This is a genomic window from Streptomyces geranii (assembly GCF_002954775.1).
Classification (GTDB): domain Bacteria; phylum Actinomycetota; class Actinomycetes; order Streptomycetales; family Streptomycetaceae; genus Streptomyces; species Streptomyces geranii.
In genome coordinates this window covers 87,712-109,090 of sequence record NZ_PJME01000011.1, presented here as the reverse complement: position 1 = coordinate 109,090, position 21,379 = coordinate 87,712, and the positions used below count along the sequence as shown (strand labels likewise).

The 21,379-nt window shown below is 70.3% G+C and carries 13 protein-coding genes; 6 read left to right on the top strand and 7 right to left on the bottom strand.

Going from position 1 to position 21,379, the window contains the following annotated elements:
- Window positions 1-113 precede the first annotated feature (113 nt).
- The 3 genes from CW359_RS17710 to CW359_RS17700 all read right to left on the bottom strand — a co-directional run bounded on the left by CW359_RS17710 (window position 114) and on the right by CW359_RS17700 (window position 5,627).
- On the bottom strand, window positions 114-3,188 hold the full coding sequence (locus tag CW359_RS17710) for an FG-GAP repeat domain-containing protein (RefSeq protein ID WP_105970918.1): 3,075 nt from the start codon (window positions 3,186-3,188) through the stop codon (window positions 114-116).
- A gap of 93 nt (window positions 3,189-3,281) precedes the next feature.
- Window positions 3,282-3,806, bottom strand: a complete 525-nt coding sequence (locus tag CW359_RS17705; RefSeq protein ID WP_232838431.1) for an SRPBCC family protein — start codon at window positions 3,804-3,806, stop codon at window positions 3,282-3,284.
- A 48-nt stretch (window positions 3,807-3,854) separates the two neighbouring features.
- Window positions 3,855-5,627: a SpoIIE family protein phosphatase gene (locus CW359_RS17700; RefSeq protein ID WP_105970917.1), complete on the bottom strand. Its 1,773-nt coding sequence runs from the start codon at window positions 5,625-5,627 to the stop codon at window positions 3,855-3,857.
- Between the two features lie 304 nt (window positions 5,628-5,931).
- On the opposite strand from CW359_RS17700, the gene CW359_RS17695 reads away from it, so the two are divergent.
- The 4 genes from CW359_RS17695 to CW359_RS46480 all read left to right on the top strand — a co-directional run bounded on the left by CW359_RS17695 (window position 5,932) and on the right by CW359_RS46480 (window position 17,051).
- Window positions 5,932-8,829, top strand: coding sequence for a LamG domain-containing protein (locus CW359_RS17695; RefSeq protein ID WP_157968560.1), 2,898 nt, complete (start codon window positions 5,932-5,934; stop codon window positions 8,827-8,829).
- A gap of 131 nt (window positions 8,830-8,960) precedes the next feature.
- Complete coding sequence (locus CW359_RS17690) at window positions 8,961-16,001, top strand: ricin-type beta-trefoil lectin domain protein (protein ID WP_105970915.1); 7,041 nt, start codon at window positions 8,961-8,963, stop codon at window positions 15,999-16,001.
- Window positions 16,002-16,106: 105 nt separating this feature from the next.
- Entirely contained in the window at window positions 16,107-16,520 is a 414-nt protein-coding gene (locus CW359_RS17685) for a DUF7919 family protein (RefSeq protein ID WP_105970914.1), read from the top strand.
- Between the two features lie 126 nt (window positions 16,521-16,646).
- On the top strand, window positions 16,647-17,051 hold the full coding sequence (locus CW359_RS46480) for a DUF6083 domain-containing protein (protein ID WP_232838430.1): 405 nt from the start codon (window positions 16,647-16,649) through the stop codon (window positions 17,049-17,051).
- A gap of 67 nt (window positions 17,052-17,118) precedes the next feature.
- Here the strand turns inward: CW359_RS46480 and CW359_RS17675 are convergent, their stop codons facing one another.
- Window positions 17,119-17,322, bottom strand: a complete 204-nt coding sequence (locus CW359_RS17675) for a hypothetical protein (RefSeq protein ID WP_105970913.1) — start codon at window positions 17,320-17,322, stop codon at window positions 17,119-17,121.
- Between the two features lie 79 nt (window positions 17,323-17,401).
- On the opposite strand from CW359_RS17675, the gene CW359_RS17670 reads away from it, so the two are divergent.
- Both CW359_RS17670 and CW359_RS46475 read left to right on the top strand, forming a co-directional pair.
- Complete coding sequence (locus tag CW359_RS17670; RefSeq protein ID WP_105970912.1) at window positions 17,402-18,910, top strand: ATPase; 1,509 nt, start codon at window positions 17,402-17,404, stop codon at window positions 18,908-18,910.
- Window positions 18,911-19,032: 122 nt separating this feature from the next.
- Complete coding sequence (locus CW359_RS46475) at window positions 19,033-20,463, top strand: fibronectin type III domain-containing protein (RefSeq protein WP_232838429.1); 1,431 nt, start codon at window positions 19,033-19,035, stop codon at window positions 20,461-20,463.
- Window positions 20,464-20,608: 145 nt separating this feature from the next.
- On the opposite strand, the gene CW359_RS17655 is transcribed toward CW359_RS46475, so the two are convergent.
- From CW359_RS17655 to CW359_RS17645, 3 genes are read right to left on the bottom strand one after another with little or no spacing between them, the layout of a single operon-like run.
- Window positions 20,609-20,989, bottom strand: a complete 381-nt coding sequence (locus CW359_RS17655; RefSeq protein ID WP_105970911.1) for a DUF7674 family protein — start codon at window positions 20,987-20,989, stop codon at window positions 20,609-20,611.
- Window positions 20,986-21,180, bottom strand: a complete 195-nt coding sequence (locus tag CW359_RS17650; RefSeq protein ID WP_105970910.1) for a DUF397 domain-containing protein — start codon at window positions 21,178-21,180, stop codon at window positions 20,986-20,988. The genes CW359_RS17655 and CW359_RS17650 overlap by 4 nt, the downstream gene beginning before the upstream one ends.
- Window positions 21,177-21,371: a DUF397 domain-containing protein gene (locus CW359_RS17645; protein WP_105970909.1), complete on the bottom strand. Its 195-nt coding sequence runs from the start codon at window positions 21,369-21,371 to the stop codon at window positions 21,177-21,179. The genes CW359_RS17650 and CW359_RS17645 overlap by 4 nt, the downstream gene beginning before the upstream one ends.
- Between the last annotated feature and the right edge of the window lie 8 nt (window positions 21,372-21,379).

The following is a 21,379-nucleotide window of genomic DNA, read 5'->3' as shown; positions in this document are numbered from 1 at the left end:
CCTCCGGTGTCGGCCGCGCGCAGGACCAGTCCTCAGGGAACGGATTCTCAGGTTCTCCCGAGTGAGAAGCTGATTCTCTTCTCTGGCTCAGGACAGTAGCGGGGCCGCGCGGCTCAGTACAGACCCTTGTACGACTGCCAGCCCGTCGCGATCCTCGTGCGCGGCCCCAACGACCCCTTGCCGTTACCGGAGTTGCGCCACACGTTGCCCGCCGTGTCGCGCGAGACGAGGTCCGCCTTCGCGTCGCCGGTGAGGTCGCCGATGCCGATGACGGCGTTGTAGTTCGAGCCCCAGTTGGTGGCGACCTTCACCCGCGCCTCGAAGGTGCCGGTGCCCGTGCCGTCGTACCGCCAGAGGGTGTTGGCCTTGTCCTGCGCCAACAGGTCGCCCCGGCCGTCGCCGTTGAAGTCGCCGACGCCCACGATCCTCTTGTAGCCCGACCAGTTGGCGGCGATCCGGACCCGTGCCGCGAGCCTGTTCCCGGTCGTCCCCTTGTAGAGGAACACCTCGCCCGTGGACGCCTTGCGGGCGATCAGGTCGGGGCGGCCGTCGCCCGTGAGGTCGCCGGGGTGGGTCAGGACGTCGTACTGGTTCCAGCCCTTGCCGAACGAGGTGTACGAGGTGCTGGTGGTGAAGGTCTGCGCGTGCCCGGTGCGGTACGCCCGCAGTTCGCCGTTGGTGTAGCGCACGAGGATGTCGTTGTCGCGGTCGCCGTTCAGGTCGCCGAACGGGACCAGGAGGTTCACCGTCGAGGGCCAGCCCGAGGCCGACATCGTCGTACCGAAACCGCCCCTGCCGTTGCCCGGGATGTAGCTGATGACACCGGACGACTTGAGGCCGACGACGTCGCCGATGCCGTCCGGCTCCCAGGAGTTGTTGATGTAGTCGTGGCGGACGGGGGCCGCCGTGGAGATGTTGAACGTGCGCGACATCGTCAGCGCCGGTCCGGTGCCGTCGGCGGGCGGGGCCGTCAGCTTGAGCGTGTACGAGCCGTTGGGGACCAGCACGCCCGCGCTGTCGCGCAGGTTCCAGCGGACCGTGGGCGCGCTGTCCGCCTCGCCGCCGGTGTACGTCCGGATCAGGGCGCCGGTGGCCTTGCTGGTGATCGTGGCCTGCCAGGAGGCGGCGGGTCTGCTCAGCAACCCGCGCCACTGCCACCACGGGTTGGTGTCCCCGTCGCCGCTGTGCTTGTTGTCGGTCGCCTCGGACTCGACGAGGCCGAGCGGCTGGGGCGCGACCCCGCTGGGCACCAGGTGGATCCGCCGGTCGGCGTCGACATAGGCCGCCGGGCCGCCGAACTTGTCCACCGTCCAAGTCACCCCGCGCAGGCTGGAGTTGCCCGCCGCCAGGTCGCCGATCTTGCGGGTGGCCGCGCTGCCGTCGGCGAAGTCGGTGAGGAGCAGGGCCCCGGCCGAGGTGTCGTGGCGTACGAGGTAGCCGTCGCCGAGCAGCGCCTCGCCGGACGGGACGGGGACGCTCTTCCTCGCCGTACGGTCCCAGACACCGGCGGCGGCGGTCGGGCCGCAGGACCAGTAGAGCCAACGGCCCACTGCCTGCAGCTCCTTGGGCACGCAGGGGGCGCCCGTGTGCACGGTGTCGGTCGTCCTGTTGGTCCGCACGTCCCGCGCGTTGACGACACCCTTGGCGGTGCCCGGGGTCCACAGCTTGGGCCCCCAGACGGAGGCGGCGGTGACGGAGCGGGTGAGGATGGGCTTGAGGTCGGTGTAGACGCCCAGGTCGCCGACGTACTGCTTGGTGGGCGAGGAGCCGTTGACGATCGCGTAGCGGCCGGTGACGTCGAGGACGGTGCCGGCGGCCGAGGGGAAGAAGAATCCCGCGCTGTCGGTGTCGTCGAGCGACTGGACCGACGAGCCCTGCCCGTCGGGGGCGGAGTCGGGGTAGACCATCACCGTGCGCCCGTCCCCGGTGGAGTACGGGCCCGTCCTCCCGTAGGTGCTGAACATGTGCCAGGTCCGAGTGCCCGCCGAGTAGGACGTATCCGTCGTCGAGATCCGCCGGGTGAAGAAGCCCGGGTAGGCGCTGCTGTCGGCCTCGTCGGTGGCCAGGTTGCCGTTCTGCAGCGACAGCCGGTCGATCTTCGCGGCCACCGGCGGAACGGCGGTCACCTCCGTAAGCGTCGGAGTCCCCGCCCCCGTGTCGGCGAGCTTCCGTACCGCCCAGTGCGCGGAGTCGGTGCCGCCCGCGACCAGGAGGCCGCCGTCGGGTGCCGGGGTGACCGACGTGTTCGCGTGCCGGAGGAGGGTGAGCGCGTCGCCGCCCGCCAGCGGGACGGCCATGAGCGGTCGGCCGGACACGTCACCCAGGTCGCTGGAGGCCGGCGCGGAACGGGCGACAACCAGCCAGCGGCCGGCGATGCCCAGATAGGGGTTGCCTCCGGTGCCGGGGAGGGGCACCGTCGTCTCGGCGGCCGAGAGGTCGGCGCGGTTCAGCACGTGCGCGGTGTTGCCGGACGCGTACCAGACCAGCCGGTCCGCGCTCAGCGCGACGGCCGTCGGAGCGGCGGACACCACCACGTCGCCGGTGACCTTCGCGGCGGCCAGGTCCACCAGCGCCAGGTGCTGGGTGGCGCCGAGCGCGTAGCTGATGACGGCGGTGCCGCTGTCGCCGCCCACGGTGGTGAAGTTGGTGGTGATCCCGGTCGGCCAGCCGTCGACCGTCGTGCCCTCGGCGGGCGCCCCGTCGCCGTACAGCCACAGCACCCGGTCGCCGGCGGCGGTACGGGCCTGGCTCAGCACATGCCTGCCGTACGTGGCCCAGTACGTGCCGTGGGTGAGGGCGACCTCGGTCGAGGTACCGGCGGCCATGTCCCGCAGGACGACCTTCTCGTTCCGCGAGACGACGTCGGTCACGGTGTCGGACGACGAGCCGAGGTACGCCGGGAGGCCGACCCGGGGGAGGGAGCCCAACTCGGTGGTCGTACCGGTGTCGTACGACGTCCAGAGGTAGCCCGACCTGCCCTCCTGGGCGTGGAGGTAGCCGCTCGGACCGGCGCTGTGGAGGTCGTCCCCGCGCGGGGCGTACCGGTCCGACTGGAAGACGGTGTCCGCCGCGACGGCGGCGGTCTCCGCGCCGGCGGCCGGGACGGCGAGCGGTCCGGGCCCGGCGGTCACGGCGAGAACGGCGAGCGTGGCTGTGATGCCACGGGCGGTGGAGCGACGACTGGCCAACTGGGGCCTCCTGGACGGCAGATGGTCCAGCCCCCGTTGGCTGTCCCCCGACAAGCGTGACGAGGCTAGCAGCAGCCGCGCGGGCCCGATGAGTCAGGCGGCCCGTTCGACGGTCCGCGCGAGAATCCCCAGCGTCGCCCGCAGCGCCGACTCCTGGAGGATCGGGAATATCCCGGCCGCCCGGTACCGCTCGTGGATGCGGCTCCAGTCGTAGTACGAGGTCACCTCGGTGCCGTTCGCCGTCGGGCGGAGCCGGTAGCCGAAGTGGTGGTTGATGGAGGGCTGGAGGCGCGGGGACGTCGGCGTCCACTCGATGAGCGTGTCCTGCTCGAACCGGGTGATCTCCACGGTGACGTCGTACCGGCCCATCGGCAGGTCGTTCAGCGCCTCGCGGTCCATGTGTACGACGAAGGAGTCACCGGCCGCTCGCACCCGCTCCCCGTCGGCGGCCTGGAGCATGCCCGAACTGTCGATCGCCACATGCCCGTCGGGGTCGCAGAGGAGGCCGAAGATCCGGGACGCGGGCGCCGCTATCTCACGTACTACCTCGAACCGTTCCACCTGTTCCACGTGCTCCACCCGTTCCACGTGCTCCACCCGTTCCACGTGCTCCGCCACAGGGTTCCTTTCCGTAGACCCGGCCGATGGGCCCGGTCGATCGGAACCCTAGCCTCCGCTCCGCGTGTACCTCGCGGCGACCAGCGCGATGTCGTCCTCCGGGTCCTCGGGCGCGACCTCGTCCAGGACCAGGTCGAGGAGTTCCTCCGGGCCCGGGCGGCCCCGTACCCGCGTCAGGCGGCGCAAGGACGCGTCGATGTCCTCGTGGCGGCGTTCGACCAGGCCGTCGGTGTAGAGGAGCAGGGTGTGGTCCGGGCGGCAGGGGGCCGTGTAGGAGACGTACCGGCTGTCGCCCGTGCCCAGGGGCGGGCCCGGCGGGACCGGGAGGAGGGCGGCGCGTCCGTCGGGGCCGAAGAGGACCGGGGGGAGGTGTCCGGCGTTGGCGAAGGTGCAGATGCCCCGGCGCGGGTCGGCGACGGCGATCACGCAGGTCGCGGGGCGGTCGGCGGCGGTGGTGTGCAGGAGGTCGTCGAGTTCGAGGAGGATGCGGTCGGGGGCGGGTTCGCGGGCCGCGATCACGCGCAGCATCGCCTGGTAGCGGCTCATCGCGACGGCCGCCTCCAGCCCGTGGCCCATCACGTCGCCCAGGGCGAGCAGCGTCCGGCCGTCACCGAGCGCGACCGTCTCGTACCAGTCGCCGCCGACCAGGACGCCCCGTCCGGCGGGCCGGTAGCGGTAGGCGACGTCGACGTCCGGGTGCGGGCGGCCCGGCTCGGCCAGCAGGGCGCGCTGGAGCTGGACGACGGCGTTGTGCTCGGCGGTGTAGCGGCGGGCGTTGTCGAGGCTGATCGCGGCCCGGCCGGCCAGGTCCTGGGCGATCACGGCGTCGGTCTCGTCGAAGAGGGCCGAGTCGTGCGCCCGGATCATGGTGACCGTGCCCACGTCGTGGCCGCGCGCGGTCAGCGGCACGATCAGCGCGGAGTGGATACCGGCGGCCCGGTAGGCGCCGACGTCCCCGGTGTGCGCCTCGGCGCAGTCGGGGTCCTGCTCGTCCAGCAGGTTGTCGATCACCGGGCGGCCGTCCGCGAGACAGCGCACGAGGGACGAGCCGGGCCCGTGGTCGACGTACTCGCCGGGCCGGCCCAGCGCCCGCATCGCCGGTTCCAGCTCGGGGGTCGCCGCGAGCGCCGCCCGGCGCAGCCGCAGCGAGCCGTCCCGGGGTGCCCGGCTGGTGCCGTGCTCGGGGAGGACCTTCACGGTGGCGGCGTCGGCGAGCTTCGCGACCAGGAACTCGGCCAGTTCCTGGCAGGTGGTGTCCATGTCCAGGGTGGTGCCGACCCGGGTGGCGGCCTCGTCCAGCAGGGTCAGCCGCTCCCGGGCCCGCTCCAGCTCGCGCTGCTCCTGGCGGGCGGCGGAGACGTCCAGCAGGATGCCGACGATCCCGACGGTCCGGCCCTCGTGCCGCAGCCGGTGGTAGGCGCCGTGCCAGTAGCGGCGTTCCGGCGGGGCGGCGGCTCGGGTGTGGCCGCTGGAGAGGGTCTCGCGCGGGATGCCGTCGGCCATCACGGCACGCAGTACTTCCTCGCGCGCGTCGACCCCGGGCACCACCTCGGCGACGGTACGGCCGAGGTGCTCGTCGGCGGGTATGCCGTGCAGCCGGGCCAGGGTGGCGTTGACGTAGCGGTAGCGCAGCCCGGTGTCGAGTACGCCGATCGCGGCGGGCGTCTCGTCGAGGGTCTGGCCCAGCAGCTCGCTCACCCGGGCCGACCAGGCGTGCCAGAACCCCGGATCGCCCTCCTGCGGCGGCGTGCCCGGCCGCACGCCCCGGCTCTCGCTCCCACTCTTGCCCGCGCCCTTGTCGCCGGCCCGCTGACGGCCCACGACAGCATCCGATCACGGCGCGGCGACGAGCGCACGCGGAAATTCGGAGGGTTCCTCCGGTTGAGGAGATCCGGTCGCCGGGGCCGACACGGTCCGTGACGGCCCTGATCCGTTGCACGGAATTTCGGTGAGGTAAATCACCCGTTCAATTGCCCTGCTTGGCCCGGCCGTAGGAGATTCGCCCGCCTAAATCCCGCCAGACAAAGGGGAGTTGGCCATTTACGCTCACCTCCACATACGCCACACATGGTGTTCACAGAAGTTCACGTGATCCGGTCGACCGCCGGAACGGGGGGAGTGGTAGATGACGATCAGTCGTGCCCGAAGACGGGTCGGGGCCCGCGCCATGGCGCTGGTGCTCACACCGGCGCTGCTGGTGGGGGCGTTGGCCGCAGGCGCCACCGCCGAGGACCGGCCGCAGGCCGCCTCGACGGAGACGGACGCCTCGGCCACACCGTCCGAGACGGCTTCCCAACTGGCCCGCGAGACCGGCGAACCCGTCGAGGTGATCGCCGAACGGGACGTGAACGAGCGGGTGTTCGCCCAGCCCGACGGGCGATTCCGCAGCGAGCTGTCCGCCGCCCCGCGCTGGGCGCCGCAGCCGGACGGTTCCTGGAAGGACATCGACACCGACCTTGAGGTCAAGCCGGACGGCTCGGTCGGCCCCCGTACCGCCCTGATCGACGTCGAGTTCTCCGGCGGCGGTACCGACCCGCTCGTCGCCGTCGAGGACTCCGGCCGCTCCGCCGCCCTCAATTGGCCGACCCCGCTGCCGCCGCCGGTCCTGAACGGCGACACCGCCGAGTACCGCTCCGTACTCCCCGGCGTCGACCTCCACATGACCGCCGGCGCCGAGGGGTTCCGGCAGATCCTCGTCGTCCGCACCGAGGACGCCGCCGACGACCCCGAACTGGCCGAGATCGAGCTGACGCAGACCAGCGAGGGCCTGCGGATCGAGGAGAACGCGGCCGGCGGCATCTCCGTCGTCGACGCGGTGACCGGCGACTCCGTCTTCTCCGGCGGTACGCCCCTGATGTGGGACTCCGGCAGCGAGGCGCGCGCCAACGCCTCGGCCGACGCCGACAAGGACGCCCTGCGCGAGGACCCCGCCGAGGCGCCCATGCCCGGTGACAGCCACGCCCAGGTCGCCCTGGACATCGACGCCGACTCGGTCACCCTCACCCCGGACCCGGCGCTGCTCGCCTCGGTGGACGCGGCCTCGCTGCCGCTGTACATCGACCCGCCGCTGGCCGTCGACAAGCCCGACAAGTCCGCGTCCCGTTCCTTCTACACCTGGGCCAACTCGGCCTCCCCGGCCACCGAATACCCCAACTTCGAGGACGACAAGGGCATCGGCCGCTGTGTGGGCGCCGGTTGCGGCTCCCCGTACGTGGGCCGCATGTACTTCGAGTACAACCTGGACGGCTGGGAGAACCGCAAGATCTACGACGCGACCTTCCACGTCTACGAGACCTTCGCCTACAACTGCACCCCGAGCTGGGTGAATCTGCACCTCGTCGACGCGGCGAAGCTCTCCAAGGCCACCAACTGGAACAACAAGCCCGCCGACGGCAACCTGATGGGCGACCGCAAGGTGGCCTTCGGCAACGAGGAACACGGCTGTGAGAACGCCGACGTCGCCTTCAACGACAACCCCGACGAGACGAACGAGAACCTGACCGCCACCGTCCGCTCCAAGGCGGGCACCGGTTCGCTGATCGCCTTCTCGCTGCGCGCCGCCGACGAGGACGCGACGGGCAGCTGGAAGCGGTTCAAGGGCAGCTCCGGCACCCTCCAGATCTTCTACAACACGATCCCGAGCAAACCGGCCAACGAGCGCACCACCAGCCCGACCACGGGCTGTGTCACCGGCGCCGCCCGCCCCTTCATCCGGGACGACACCCCCGTCCTGACGGTCGACGTCACCGACCCCGACCCGCACAACGTCCGTTCCCTGTACCGGGTTTGGGACATGCTCCCCAACGCGGACGACGTGCAGGTGTACGGCGACCTGTGGACGGCGTACAAGGCGGACGGCGTGATGGAGAAGGCCATCCCGGCCGGGAACCTCAAGCACGGGCACACCTACCACTGGCACGCCCAGGCCACCGACGGCATCGATCCGGGCCCCTGGTCCGACTGGTGCGAGTTCTCGTACGACAACACCCGGCCCTCCACGAAGCCGAAGGTGACCCTGGAGACGACCGGCGACATCCTGTCGGGCACCACGCCGACCTTCTCCTTCGCGCCCAACGGCTCGGTCGACCCGGCCTACGGCAACGACGTGGACCGCTACGTCTACGGCCTCAACACCGACACCCTGGCCGCCTCGACCGACCCGGCCACGCGCGGCGCCGCCGCCACCGGGGTCGGGGTCGCGGTACCGAGGTTCGGGCTCAACGTGCTCTCGGTCGCCAGCGTGGACGACGCGGGCAACGTCGGTCCGGTCGAGGACTACGTCTTCCAGTCCGGGCGTGCCTGTGACGACCCGCCCGCCGAGCAGTGCGCGGTGGCCTCGTACCGGCTGGACGAGACGACCGGCACCACCGGCGCCGACTCCGCGTCCGGGACCGGCACCGACCTGGACCCGCTGACGCTCAGCGGCGGCAGCTGGGTCGCGGGCAGCAACTCCGGCGTCGCCACCGACAGGGCGATCCGCTTCGACGGCACGGCGACCGGCTTCGGCACCGCCGCGAACCTGGTGGACACCCGGCAGGGCTTCACCGTCATGGCCCGCGCCAAGGTCTCCGACGTGAGCGAGAACCGGGCGGTCGTCAGCCAGACCGGCGCCAACGGCAACGGCTTCGCCCTGTACTGGTCCACCAGCCTCGGCTGGGTCTTCGGCCGCCACCGCGACGCCGCCACCGGGACGGACGCGGCACGGGCGAAGGCCTCCGTGCCGGGCGCCTCGCCGGTCGGCAAGTGGGTCCATCTGGCAGGGGTGTTCGACCCGTCGAGGAACTCGGTGACGCTGTACGTCAACGGGATCGAGCAGGGCTCCGACCAGGTCATCCCGTCCGGTGACGACGGTACGACGTACGACCCGACGAAGGTCTGGCACGCCGACGGCGGCTTCCAGGTCGGCCGGGCCCGCTGGAGCGGGGCGTTCGCCAACCCGTTCAAGGGCGACATCGACGACATCCGGGTGTACCCGACGGTCCTCGGCGCCCGTGACATCGACAAGGCCGCCAACTCCGACTGACCCGGCGGCAGTTCACCTACAGCCAGTTCTCCTACGGCGCCCGCACGGCACGACCGGCCTGCGGGCGCCGCCTTTCACGCCTTCGCACTCATCACGCCTTCGCATCAAGAGCACCAGCAGAGAGGCTTGTCATGCGCATTCGCACGGGGGCACCCCCCACCCCACCCGAGCCGAGAAGACGGGTCCGGGCCGCCGGACGTGCCGTCGCCGCCGGACTCGTCGGCGTCCTCGGCATCACCCTCCTCCAGACGCCCGCGTGGGCCGAGGTGGACGAACAGGCGCGGGAGCAGCGCCGGCCCAAGACGCAGACCATGGAGTCGGTCCCGGTCGCGCCGATCCTCTGGGACACCTTCGCCGTACCGTCGGACGACGCGACGAAGGCGTCCCGCACGGCGACGCCCAAGGGGGTGTGGCCGACGGCCGGTACCGCGGTGGCCCAACTGCCCCTGGCCACCCTGCGGAAGCAGGCCCTGACCGGCCGACTGACCAGGTCCCAGGCGGCAGTCGAGGGCGCCGCGGGCTCGCTCCCGGTGCGCGTGTCCGCGCCCGCGTCGGTCCGCTCCGGCCTCGTCTCCACCAGGAAGGCCACCCGCACCGAGGCAGCCCGGACCCTCGCGTCCAAGGTCCCCGGCAAGGTCTCGGTACGCGTCCTGGACCGCGCGTCGGCGCGACGGGCGGGCATGGACGGCCCGGTACTGACGCTGACCAGGGCCGACAGCGCGAACCCGGTCGGCCCGGCTGCTTCGGCGGGCAAGGTCGCCGTCGAGGTCGACTACAGCAAGTTCGCGCGGGCGTACGGCGGCGACTGGGCCTCCCGGCTCCGCCTCGTCCAGCTCCCGGCGTGTGCGCTCACCAACCCTGCCGCCGCCAACTGCGCCCCCGGCAAGGCGCTCCCGACGACCAACGACGCCAAGTCGGGCACGCTGACGGCGGAGGTGACCGTACCCGGCACCGTCAAGGGTGTACGCGCAACGGCCGCCGCAGCGACGGTACTTGCCGTCTCGGCGGGCTCCTCGGGCCCCAACGGCAGCTTCGCGGCGACCCCGTTGACACCGGCGGGCACCTGGCAGATGGCAGGCAACTCGGGTTCGTTCTCCTGGCAGTACCCGCTCCGGGTGCCGCCCGCTGTCGCCGGCCCCTCCCCGCAGCTGAGCCTCTCCTACAACTCCGGCTCGGTGGACGGCCGTACGTCCTCCACCAGCGGTCAGACCAGCTGGGTCGGCGAGGGCTTCGACCTCTCCCAGGGCTACATCGAGCGCTCCTACCGCTCCTGCAAGGACGACGGTCACGACGAGGAGGGCGAGGAGAAGTACGACCAGTGCTGGCACTCCGACAACGCCACCATGTCGTTCGGTGGCCGCAACGGCGAGCTGGTGAAGAAGTCCGGCGCGGACTCGTCGAAGACCCTCGACGGCAACCCGGACATGAAGCTCGAAGGCACCTGGCGTCTGAAGACGGACGACGGGACGAAGATCGAGCGCTGGTCCGGCGGCTTCAACTCCGGTGACAGCAAGGAGTTCTGGCTCGTCACCACGACCGACGGCACCCGCTACTACTTCGGCCGCAACAAGCGCACCGCCGACGACGGCGAGGGCGTCCAGGACTCCGCCTGGCAGACCCCCGTCTACGGCGACGACTCCGGCGAGCCCTGCCACGGCGACACCTTCAAGGAGTCGCGCTGCAACCAGACCTGGCGCTGGAACCTGGACTACGTCCTCGACACGCACGACAACTCGATGACCCTGTACTGGGAGAAGGAGACCAACCGCTACGGCGCCAACCGTGACGACGTCTCCGTCGCCTACGACCGGGGCGGCTACCTGAAGCGCATCGAGTACGGCGAGCGCAAGGGCACCGACCAGACCTCCGAGGCCCCGGCCCGGGTCGTCTTCGGCACGGCCGAACGCTGCAAGGCGGCTGCCGCCGACTGCGAACCCGGCGACCTGAAGGAGGACACGGCCGCCTCCTGGCCGGACGTGCCCTTCGACCAGATCTGCAAGGACGAGGACTCCTGCGAGGAGCAGTGGTCGCCGTCCTTCTTCTCCCGCAAGCGCCTGACGTCGGTGACGACGGAGATCCGCAAGTCGGCGGGCACCTACGCGCCCGTCGACACCTGGACCCTGGACCAGAGTTACCCCGACACGGGCGACGGTTCGACCGCCTCCCTGTGGCTCCAGTCGATCACCCACACCGGCAAGGCGAACGGCGCCACCAGCGAGGGCCTCAAGACGGTCTTCTACGGCGTCAAGAACAACAACCGCGTCTACGCCAACACCGACGGCCGCCTCCCGATGGGCAAGTGGCGTATCAGGGCGATCCGTTCGGAGACCGGCGGCGTCACCTCGGTGACGTACAAGGACACCGAGTGCAAGGCGGGCGAGACCCGCACCCCCTCCAGCAACACGAAGTTGTGCTTCCCGTCCTTCTGGTCGGAGGAGGGCACGATCGGGGAGGACGAGGACTGGTTCCACAAGTACGTGGTGGACACGGTCACGGAGGACGACGCGACGGTCCCCGGCGTCGACACGGTCACCAGGTACAGCTACTACGGCGGCGCGGCCTGGCGCTACGACGACAGCGAGATCGCCAAGGCCAAGAAGAAGACCTGGTCGCAGTTCCGGGGCTTCCGCACGGTCCGCACGGTCACCGGTGACTCCACCACCCAGCAACTCAGCGCCGAGAGCACCTTCCTGCGCGGCATGGACGGCGACCGCGCGAACGAGGACGGCGGCACGGAGGACGTCTGGACAACGGCCTCCGACGGAACGCGAGTCGAGGACGCCGACCGCCTCCAGAGCTACCTGCTCGAAACGCGCACCTACTCCTCGGTCCCGGCGGACACGGCGGCCGACCGCACGGCCAAGGAGATCAGCGGCTCGGTCAACACACCCTGGCTGTCGGCCGCGACGGCGACGGAGGGCTCGGACAAGGCCCAACTGACCGGCACCGCAAGGGTGGACACCCGTACGGCACTGGACGGTTCGGCGGTCCGGCGCACGGCGATAGTCCACGACTACGACTCCTACGGCATGCTGCTGAAGTCCTCGGACCTGGGTGACGTGGGTGCTGACAAGGCCAACACGGACGCGTCCGACGACTCCTGCACGCGCTACGAGTACGCCCGTAACGACGCGAAGACCCTGCTCACGCTGGTGAAGCGGGTCTCGACGGTTGCGGTCAACTGCGACACGGCCGCGTCCCTTCCCGGCGACGCGATCTCCGACGTACGCACGGTGTACGACGGTCTGGCGTACGGCGCCGAGCCCACGCAGGGCGAGGTGTCGTCGTCGCGCCGGGTCACCGGCTACGGCACGGACGGGACGCCGACGCTGCAGACGGTCGGCCGCACCGAGTACGACATCCACGGCCGGGTGACGGCGAGTTACGACACCAAGGACAACAAGACCGTCACCTCCTACACCCCGGCGACGGGCGGCCCGGTCACGGGCATGAAGGTCACGACGCCACCGGCGGCGACCGGCGGCACGGGCCAGAGCACGGCATCGGTGGTGGACCCGGCGTTCGGCCTCGTCACCAGCACGATCGACGCCAACTCCCAGCGCACGGACCTGAGTTACGACGCCCTGGGCCGCCTGACGAAGGTCTGGCTGCCGGGCCACGCGAAGGCGACGGACGTACCCGACACGGAGTACGTCTACGGCATCCGAGCCGACGCCCCGACCTACGTCACGACGAAGACCCTGCGCGCGAACGGCAACGTGACGGTCGCCCACGCCCTGTACGACGGCCTGCTGCGCGAACGCCAGACCCAGTCGCCGACGCCGAACACGGGCCGGGTCCTGAACCTGACCGAGTACGACTCGCGCGGGTTGGCGATCGTCCAGCACGGGCCGTTCTACAACCTGGACGACCCGAGCACGACGCTCGTCGACTCGTCGGCGGCGGTGGGCGGCACCCCGCCCGCCACGGAGACGGTGTACGACGGTTCGGGCCGCTCGACGGCGACGCTGTTCAAGGTCGCGGGGACGACGAAGTGGCGCGGCGACCGCCAGTACCACGGCGACCACACGACCACGATCCCGCCGCCGGGCAGCACCCCAAGCACCACCTGGAACGACGCCCAGGGCCGCACCACGAAGCTCGTCGAGTACGAGTCGGCCGACACCTCCGGCGTCGCACGCACCACGAACTACGACTACGACAAGGCCGGTCGCCTCGAACAGGTCACCGACACGACCGGCAAGAACGTCTGGAAGTGGACGTACGACCTGCTGGGCCGGCAGAAGACCGCCGTGGACCCCGACAAGGGCACCACGTCGATGACCTACGACGAGTTCGACCAGGTCAAGACGACCACGGACGCACTCGCCCAGACCCTCACCTACACCTACGACAACCTCGGCCGCACGACGAAGATCGCCAACGGCACGACGGTCCTCAACTCCTGGCTCTACGACACCGTTTCACCGAACGGCATCGGCCGACTCACCTCCACCAGCTCCTTCAGCGGGGGCAACGAGTACAAGTCGACGGTCGAGTCGTACGACGCGAACGGCCGCCCGACGAAGACCACGGTCACCGTCCCCACCGCCGAGACGGGCCTCGCCGGTTCCTACACCACCACCGCCGAGTACCGCACGGACGGCACCCCGAAGTCGATGACCCTCCCGGCGGCGGCCAACCTCGCCTCCGAGAAGCTCAGTTACGGCTACAACCTCGCCGGACAGCCGGTCTACTCGTACGGCACGACGGACTACGTACGGGACACCACGTACTCCAACTTCGGTGAGCCGCTCCAGCACACGCTCGGCACGAGCAGCGCGGCCAAGCAGACCTGGCTCACCAACTTCTACGAGGAGGGCACCCGCCGGCTCGCCCGGACCCGCCTGGACCGCGAGTCGGTCACCACTCCCGACGCCGACCTCAACTACGTCTACGACGCCTCCGGCAACGTCACCAAGCTCGCGGACACCCCCGAGGGCAAGACGGCCGACGTCCAGTGCTTCCAGTACGACTACCTGCGCAGACTGACGGACGCGTGGACACAGACGTCGACGACGTGCGCGAAGCCGACGGCGGGCAGCACGATCGGCGGCCCGGCCCCCTACTGGCACCAGTACGCCTACGACGCGGCGGGCAACCGCACCCAGGAGACCCGCAACCCGGTCAACCCGGCGGCGGGCGGCACGTCGGCCCAGCGGGTGACGAGCACGTACACCCCGAACACGGCCGGTACCTTCCCCGTCCACGCTCTCCGCAGCACGGCCGTGAAGACGGAGACGCTGAACACCGCGGGCGCGGTGACGGCGACGACCAACACCACCGACGGCTACGGCTACGACGCGGCGGGCAACACGGTCGCGCGCACGAAGCAGGCGTCGGCGCTCGGCGCAGCCGCCGACCAGGTCCTGCGCTACAACTCGCAGGGCAGACTGGCCTCGACGTCGAAGGTGGGCGAGAAGGGCCAGGTAACTGGCCTCGCGGGCAAGTGCGTTGACGTGCAAGGCAGCGCGACCGCGGCCGGAACCCCCATCCAGGTCTACACGTGCGGGACGACGGACGCGCAGAACTGGGAGTTGACCAGGGAGGGCCAGCTCAAGGCGCTCAACGTCTGTGCGGAACCGGCGAGTTCGGCGCAGTCGGCGGCGGTGCAGGTGCAGCCCTGCGACGCGGCGGACGCGGCGCAGAAGTGGACCGTCCGCGACGACGGAGGCCTGCGCCACACGGCCTCCGGCCGCTGCCTGGACATCCCGTCGTCGGTCACGACCGACGGCACGGACCTGAAGCTCTACGACTGCAACGGCACGACCGCACAGCGCTGGGTGTTCGCCAAGCACACGTCGTACGTGTACGACGTGTCGGGCCAGCGGCTGATCCGACGCGAGTACGGCAAGTCGACCCTGTACCTGGGCGACACGGAACTCACGGTCGACACCAAGAACACCCCGGCGACGACGGACGACGTGAAGGCGGCGGTCCGCTACTACACGTTCGGCGGCGCGACGGTCGCGATCCGCACGTCACCGACCCAGGTGCACTGGCTGGGCGGCGGCTACAACGGCACCGCCGAGATCTCGGTGGACGCGACCACGCAGGCGGTAACTCAGCGCAGGACGACGCCCTTCGGCCAGATCAGAGGCCCGGCGGGCGCGATCCCGGGCCAGAAGGGCTTCGTAGGCTCGACGAACGACCCGGGCTCGGGCCTGGTCCACATGGGTGCGCGGCAGTACGACCCGGCGACGGGACGTTTCCTGACGGTGGACCCGGTGCTGGACCTGACGGACCCGCAGCATCTCAACGCGTACGCGTACGGCCGCAACAACCCGATCGCGTTCCCGGACCCCACGGGCCTGTGGTGGGGCTGGTCCGACATCGGCCACGCGGCGCTCGACGTGGTGGGCCTGGTGCCGGTGTTCGGCGAGGCGGCGGACGTGATCAACGGCGCGTGGTACTTGGCGGAGGGCAACTACGTAGACGCGGCCCTCTCCTTCTCCTCGGCGATCCCGCTGGCGGGCTACGCGGCGACGGCGGCGAAGGGCGCGAAGTACGCGGACGAGGCGATCGACGCGGCGAAGGCCGTCGACAAGACGGTCGACGCGGCGTCGGACGCGAAGGCGGCGACGAAGGCGGCGGACGAGGTGGTGCCGCCTCCGGCCCCGAAGCCGAAGGAGGCCCCGAAGCCGGAGAAACCGGCGAAGCCGAAGGACGAGGCGGGCGAGCGAGGCTCCGGCGCGTCGTCGAAGAAGACGACCCGCAAGGACGCGAACGACCAGCCCACGGTGGTGAAGGGCCGCGACCAGAAGAACGTGGGCGTCAAGGACAAGGGCCCGGAGAGCGTCACGACGGGCAAGCGCGCGGGCGGCGACACGGTGTACGCGGGCCACGGCACCTTCGGCAAGAACACCAAGCAGATGATGGTTCCCCAGGGCACCACCCTGCATTTCTACATTCCGCACAAGCGGACGCTGCCGGATTCGGTCGGCACGGCGGTGGAGCGGGGCGGCGCGGGCGCACCCGACGTTGTAGAATCATTCGGCCCCGGATCGATTCTGCCCGACTACATCATCTCCCCGCCGACAAACCTCAACATCATGGGCGGGAGCCGGACGGTGACGGAGGCGGTGAATATCAGCAAGGTGATCAGCCAGGGCATGGGGGATGTCCATATGGCGATCTGCAGACAGTTCGACCCCTTCGAATTCACCCTCTGAGCAACAGGACCCCGACACGGCCGGCCATCTCCCCAGGGGATGGCCGGCCGCGCCGGTTCCAGAACTCCATAACTCCATAACTCCAGAACGGAGCACGGCAGCAGGATGACGTACTACCCGGACCTGAGCGTCTACGACTACGACTACTACTCCCCGCCGGAAGGGATGACGATCGGCTGGTTGGAGGAGGGCCAGGATTTCCCGACGGGAGAGGTGGAACCGGAGGACCTCGAAAGCCTGTCGGACCTGGGCCACTTGGCCGAGGCCCAAAGCCGGGGATGGCATTACTGCTCGTTCTGCGGAAAGCGCGAACTCCAATACGCCTGGTCGGAGAGGTTCGGGGAGAAATACTCGCTGGGGAGCGCGGAAATCAGGGTGAGGTCGGACGAGGGGACGCTGTACATCGCGCCGAACCTGATCATCCATTACATCCTGGACCACGATTACCTGCCGCCGGAGGAGTTCCTGGAGGCGGTTCGGGAGGATGTGCGACGGAGGTGGCCTGCAGGGGTGGAGTGACCGTAGAACGAGGCCAAATCCCGACCTACTGGAATACGGTCTCATTCGCTCACACTCGAATACATGGGGGCATTCGGGGATCGTGGCGCAGGGGTATGCCATCTCTGCGGGGAGGCCGGCGCGACCGTGCGTACTCGCGGGCGGATCGACCTCTTCGTCGGGTACTGCGATCACTGCTGGAACATCTACGCCAACGAGATGGCCGAGGCCGACGGGGCCACGTCGGCTCCGAGGCCCGATCCCGGGCCTGACGACGTGTCGTGGATCGAGCCGCCCGCCTGTCCGGAGTGCGGGGCCCTGATCCGCGTGTACCCCACCACCTACGACCGCTGGGTCAGCCTCTCCACACTGGAACTCCCGGCCAAGGACGTCCCCGAGCGCTACCGCTGGCGACTGACGAAGCTGCGCGGCCGATCACCGGTGGTGGTCGATGTCGTGGCGGTACGCGTCCGGGGCATCGACCCGGTACCCGGCGATCCGGTGGTCCCGGCACACCGGATGATGTGCGTGCCCGGGGAGGGCGAGGTGTAGGACGTACGGGGTGGTGTGCGGCGTACGAGCCTGGACAGCCCCTCGCGGTCCAGGGCGAGCGTGCCCGTCACGTGGCGTCCGCCGAGCCGGCCGTGCCGCCACGCAGCTGCGCCCGCTTGGCTTCGACGGATGCCTGATCGACGGGGCCGTGTTCGCCCTCCGCGTCCTCGATCAGCTCGCGCAGCCGGTCCCGTTCCAGCTGACGCTGGATGAGGGCCTCGACGTACGCGGACACGCCCCGCTTGCCGGTCCGCTGTACCCATGAAGCCACTTCGACAAGACTTTCGTTGTTGAGGTGTCGAAGTATACTTAGACAGATTACGTCGTAGTCAATATGAACAGGTGAGCTAGTGGACGAGAACCTGCCGGTCAAGCCGGACGACGTGGTCGACCGGGACCGGGAGTGGGGTCTGCTCACCGCGTTCCTCGCCGATCCGGATCCGGCGATGCGGCTCGGCATTGTGTCGGGGCGGCGGCGGCACGGGAAGTCGTACCTTCTGCAGGCGCTGTCCGAACAGGTCGGCGGACTGTACGTCACGGCGGTCCGGGAGGAGGGGCGGCTGCCCGCGATCCGGCGGTTCAGCGACGCGGTCGCCGCCCACGCAGGTCTGCGGCCGGGGAGCCTCCGTCTCACGGACTGGCGTGACGTCCTGTCCAACGCCCTTGACGTGACCGCCCGTTCGTCGCCGCACCCGCTCCTCGTGATCGACGAACTGCCGTACCTGCTCCAGCACTCGCCCGAGATCCCGGGGCTGCTGCAACAGCTCTACGACGAACGCCAGCGCGGTGCCCGGCCGGATGCCGGGCCGGGGCCGCGGCTGATCCTGTGCGGCTCCGCGATGAGCGTCATGCACGAACTGCTCTCGGGGACCAAGCCCCTGCGCGGACGCGCTGTGGTGGACCTACGGCTGGGCCCCTTCGACTACCGCGACAGCCGGGCCTTCTGGCAGATCACCGACCCGCTGACCGCGCTGAAGGTGCACGCGGTCCTGGGCGGGGCCCCCGGCTACCGGCCGGTGGCCGCCCGGCCGCATCCGGACGACGGCTTCGACACCTGGCTCGCCCGGACCCTGCTCGACCCGGGACGAGCGGTCTACTCCCGTACCGAGACCGAGTACCTGCTGCGCGAGGACCCGAGGATCACCCAGCACACGCTGTACTACGACATCCTCACCGCCATCGCGAACGGCGCCGCCACCCCCAGCAAGATCGCCGCCGCCCTGGAGCGCCCGCGCAACGCCGTCGCCCACCCGCTCGGAGTGCTGGAATCCACCGGCTACATCAGACGGGAAGAGGACATCCTCCGCTCCCGGCACCCCGTCATCACGCTCGCCGACCCCGTCATCCGCTTCAACCAGCTCATCACCCTCCCGCAGGCCGCCGCCGTCGAGCAGGGCTTCGCCGAACAGGCCTGGCAACAGGCCGCCCCGACCTTCAACTCCAAGATCCTCGGACCGCACTTCGAGGACCTGGCCCGCGACTTCACCCGCCGCTACGCCCACACCCTGCTCCCCGGCGGACTGCCCGGCCCGGTCGGCACCACCGAGGTCGCCGACCGGACCGGCCGGACGAAGCACGAGGTCGACGTCATCGCCCTGGCCGCCGGCGAGCGCCCCCAGGCCCCCCGTGCGCGGATCGCACTGCTGGGCGAGGCCAAGGCGACGGCCGCCCGCCGGGGGACCGGTGACCTGGAGCGCCTGGAACGCATCCGCGCCCTGCTCGCGGAGCAGGGGTACGACACCGCCGCCACCACCCTGGCCCTGTACTCCCTGCACGGCTTCTATCCCGACCTCACCGAACTGGCCGACCGCCGGGACGACCTCCTCCTGGTCGATCTGCCCACCCTCTACGGCGGCTGACGCAACGCAACCTTCCCCCCGCCTCGTGAGTCTCTTCGCCGTACGCCCTGTCGTACGTCCTGTCACACGTCGTGTCACACGCCCTGTGTACGTGTCCCGCCCGCACAGCTCGAAAGGCTTTCGTGCACCAGAAGAGTCTCGCCGCCGCCCGGACCGGTGGTGTCATGTCCGCCGTCGTTCTCGGGAGTCTGCTCGTCGCCGTCCCGCAGGCGGCTGCCGCCGAGGTGACCTGCTCGGCCAACGTCTACAAGCGGACGTTCTACAAGAACACCTCGCTGTCCGGTTCCCCGGTGCGGACCGACTGCGACAAGACGGTCAGCCGGAGTTGGTCCGGCAGCCCCGCCTCCGGTGTGCCGTCGAACAATTTCGGCGTCCGCTGGTCGGTGAGCCGCGACTTCGGCTCCGGCGGCCCCTTCACGTTCACCGCCTCCGCGACCGACGGCGTCCGCGTCTACCTGGACGGCGTACGCAAGATCGACCTGTGGAAGAACACCGGTGACACCGCACGCGCCAAGAGCGTCAACCTCACCGTCCCGCGCGGCAGGCACACCGTCCGCGTCGACTACGTGAACTGGACCGGCGCCGCGAAGGTCAAGTTCACCTACACGCCCCGGACTTCGGCGACGTACGACAGGACGAAGCCGCTCGTTCCGACGGGCGTGAAGACCGCGTACAACACGACCACCCGTAAGGCGACCGTCTCCTGGGCCGCCAACAAGGAGATGGACCTGGCGGGTTACACCCTCTACCGGCGGCCCGTCGACTCCGGCACCTGGACGAAGGTCGGTACGACCACTGCCCGCAGCCACACCGACCCCGCGGTGAACCCCGACGACCGCACGCCCTACTACTACGAGGTCCGCGCCAAGGACCGGGCGGGCAACACCTCGCCGGGCAGCACGGACACGATCGTCCGCCCGCTGCCGGTCGTCACCTCCCTCACGGGCACCTACGACAAGGCGACCGGCAAGGTCACCCTGAAGTGGCCCCTCAACACCGAGCCGCACTTCGACCACTACACGGTCCTGAGCAACGACAAGGTGGACGGCGCTTACATCTGGGTCCCGCTCGGCACGACCAAGGGCAACACCTGGACGACGGCACCCGTCCCCGCCGACGGCGAGACCCGCCACTACCGCGTCCTGGTCACCAACGACGGTGGCACCACGACCTACAACCCGCTCTGGCTCGACCCCGACGCTCCCCATGAGCTGTGGCTCGTCGTCGCCGACGGCATAGCCCCCGAAAGCGCCCCCGACCTGACCCTCGGTTCCTGCACGGGCGGCATCCAGGCGACCGCATCCGACACCACCCCGGCCCCGATCCGCGACTTCAACGGCTTCGAGATCGAGCGCCGCGTCGCAGCGACGAACACCTGGTCGGTGGCCCTGCACAAGGGGTTCGACCCGCGCCCCTCCACCGCCACGGCGACGGTCTGCGACCCGCTCCCCTCGGACGGACGCACCTACGAGTACCGGGCCCGCACCTATGACACGTCCGGCAACTACTCGCCGTACAGCGAGATCCGCACGGCGACTTTGCCGGCCGGCTGACGGCTCTCGGGGACCCCGGGGCCTTTGCGGGCCTCGGGGCGTCACCCTGACTCGTGAGCGACTGGTCAGCACCAGCCGGGCGGGATGCGCTGCTCCACCTGCGTTCGGCCAGGTGTCGCCGACGGCGCCCCTCCGGGGAAGAACGTCAGCGCATCCACGCGGGCGTCTCGACTCCGGTGAACCTGTTCCAGGCCAGGCAGTACGCCCGCGACTCGGGCCCCACGTACTCCCAGACGCCCTGGAGATCGAACCCCTCGTCCCAGGCATTGAGCAGCGCCTCGAAGAAGCCGGTCGCGACGGCCGTACCGTCGTACTCGCTGCCGGACACCTGGACCTCCTCCAGGATCCCGAACACGCGCTGCTTCTGCCGGGGCGTGAGGCGGGCGTCGTGTGCGGCGAACGCCGTTCCCATGGCGGCCAGGCGGAAGGTCAGCGGCAGTTCGTCGTCCTCGTCCTCGGCGGCCAGTACGCCACTGACGCCGAGGAGTTCACGGAACCAGCCCGGCGTGGAGAAGGCGTCGGTCACTCCACCGCCCCGGCCTTGGCACCGGCGAGGAACGCTTGCCAGCTGCCGGGGGCGAAGTTGAGCATCGGTCGGGCCTGGTCCTTGCTGTCGCGCACGGCTCGGCCGCCGGTGGAACAGGGGGCAACCTCTACACAGTTGTTCTCCTGCCCGGAGTACGACGACTTCCGGAAGGGGCCCACAACCTCGGTCACTTGACCGGCTCCACCTTGGCGCCGGCGAGGAAGGTCCGCCAACTGCCGGGCGTGAAGGTGAGGATGGGGCCGATCTGGTTCTTGCTGTCGCGCACGGCTCGGCCGCCGGTGGCGATGTCAGCGACCTCTACGCAGTTGTTCTCCGCGCCGGAGTACGACGACTTCCGGAAGGGGCTCACAACTTCGGTCACTTTGCGTC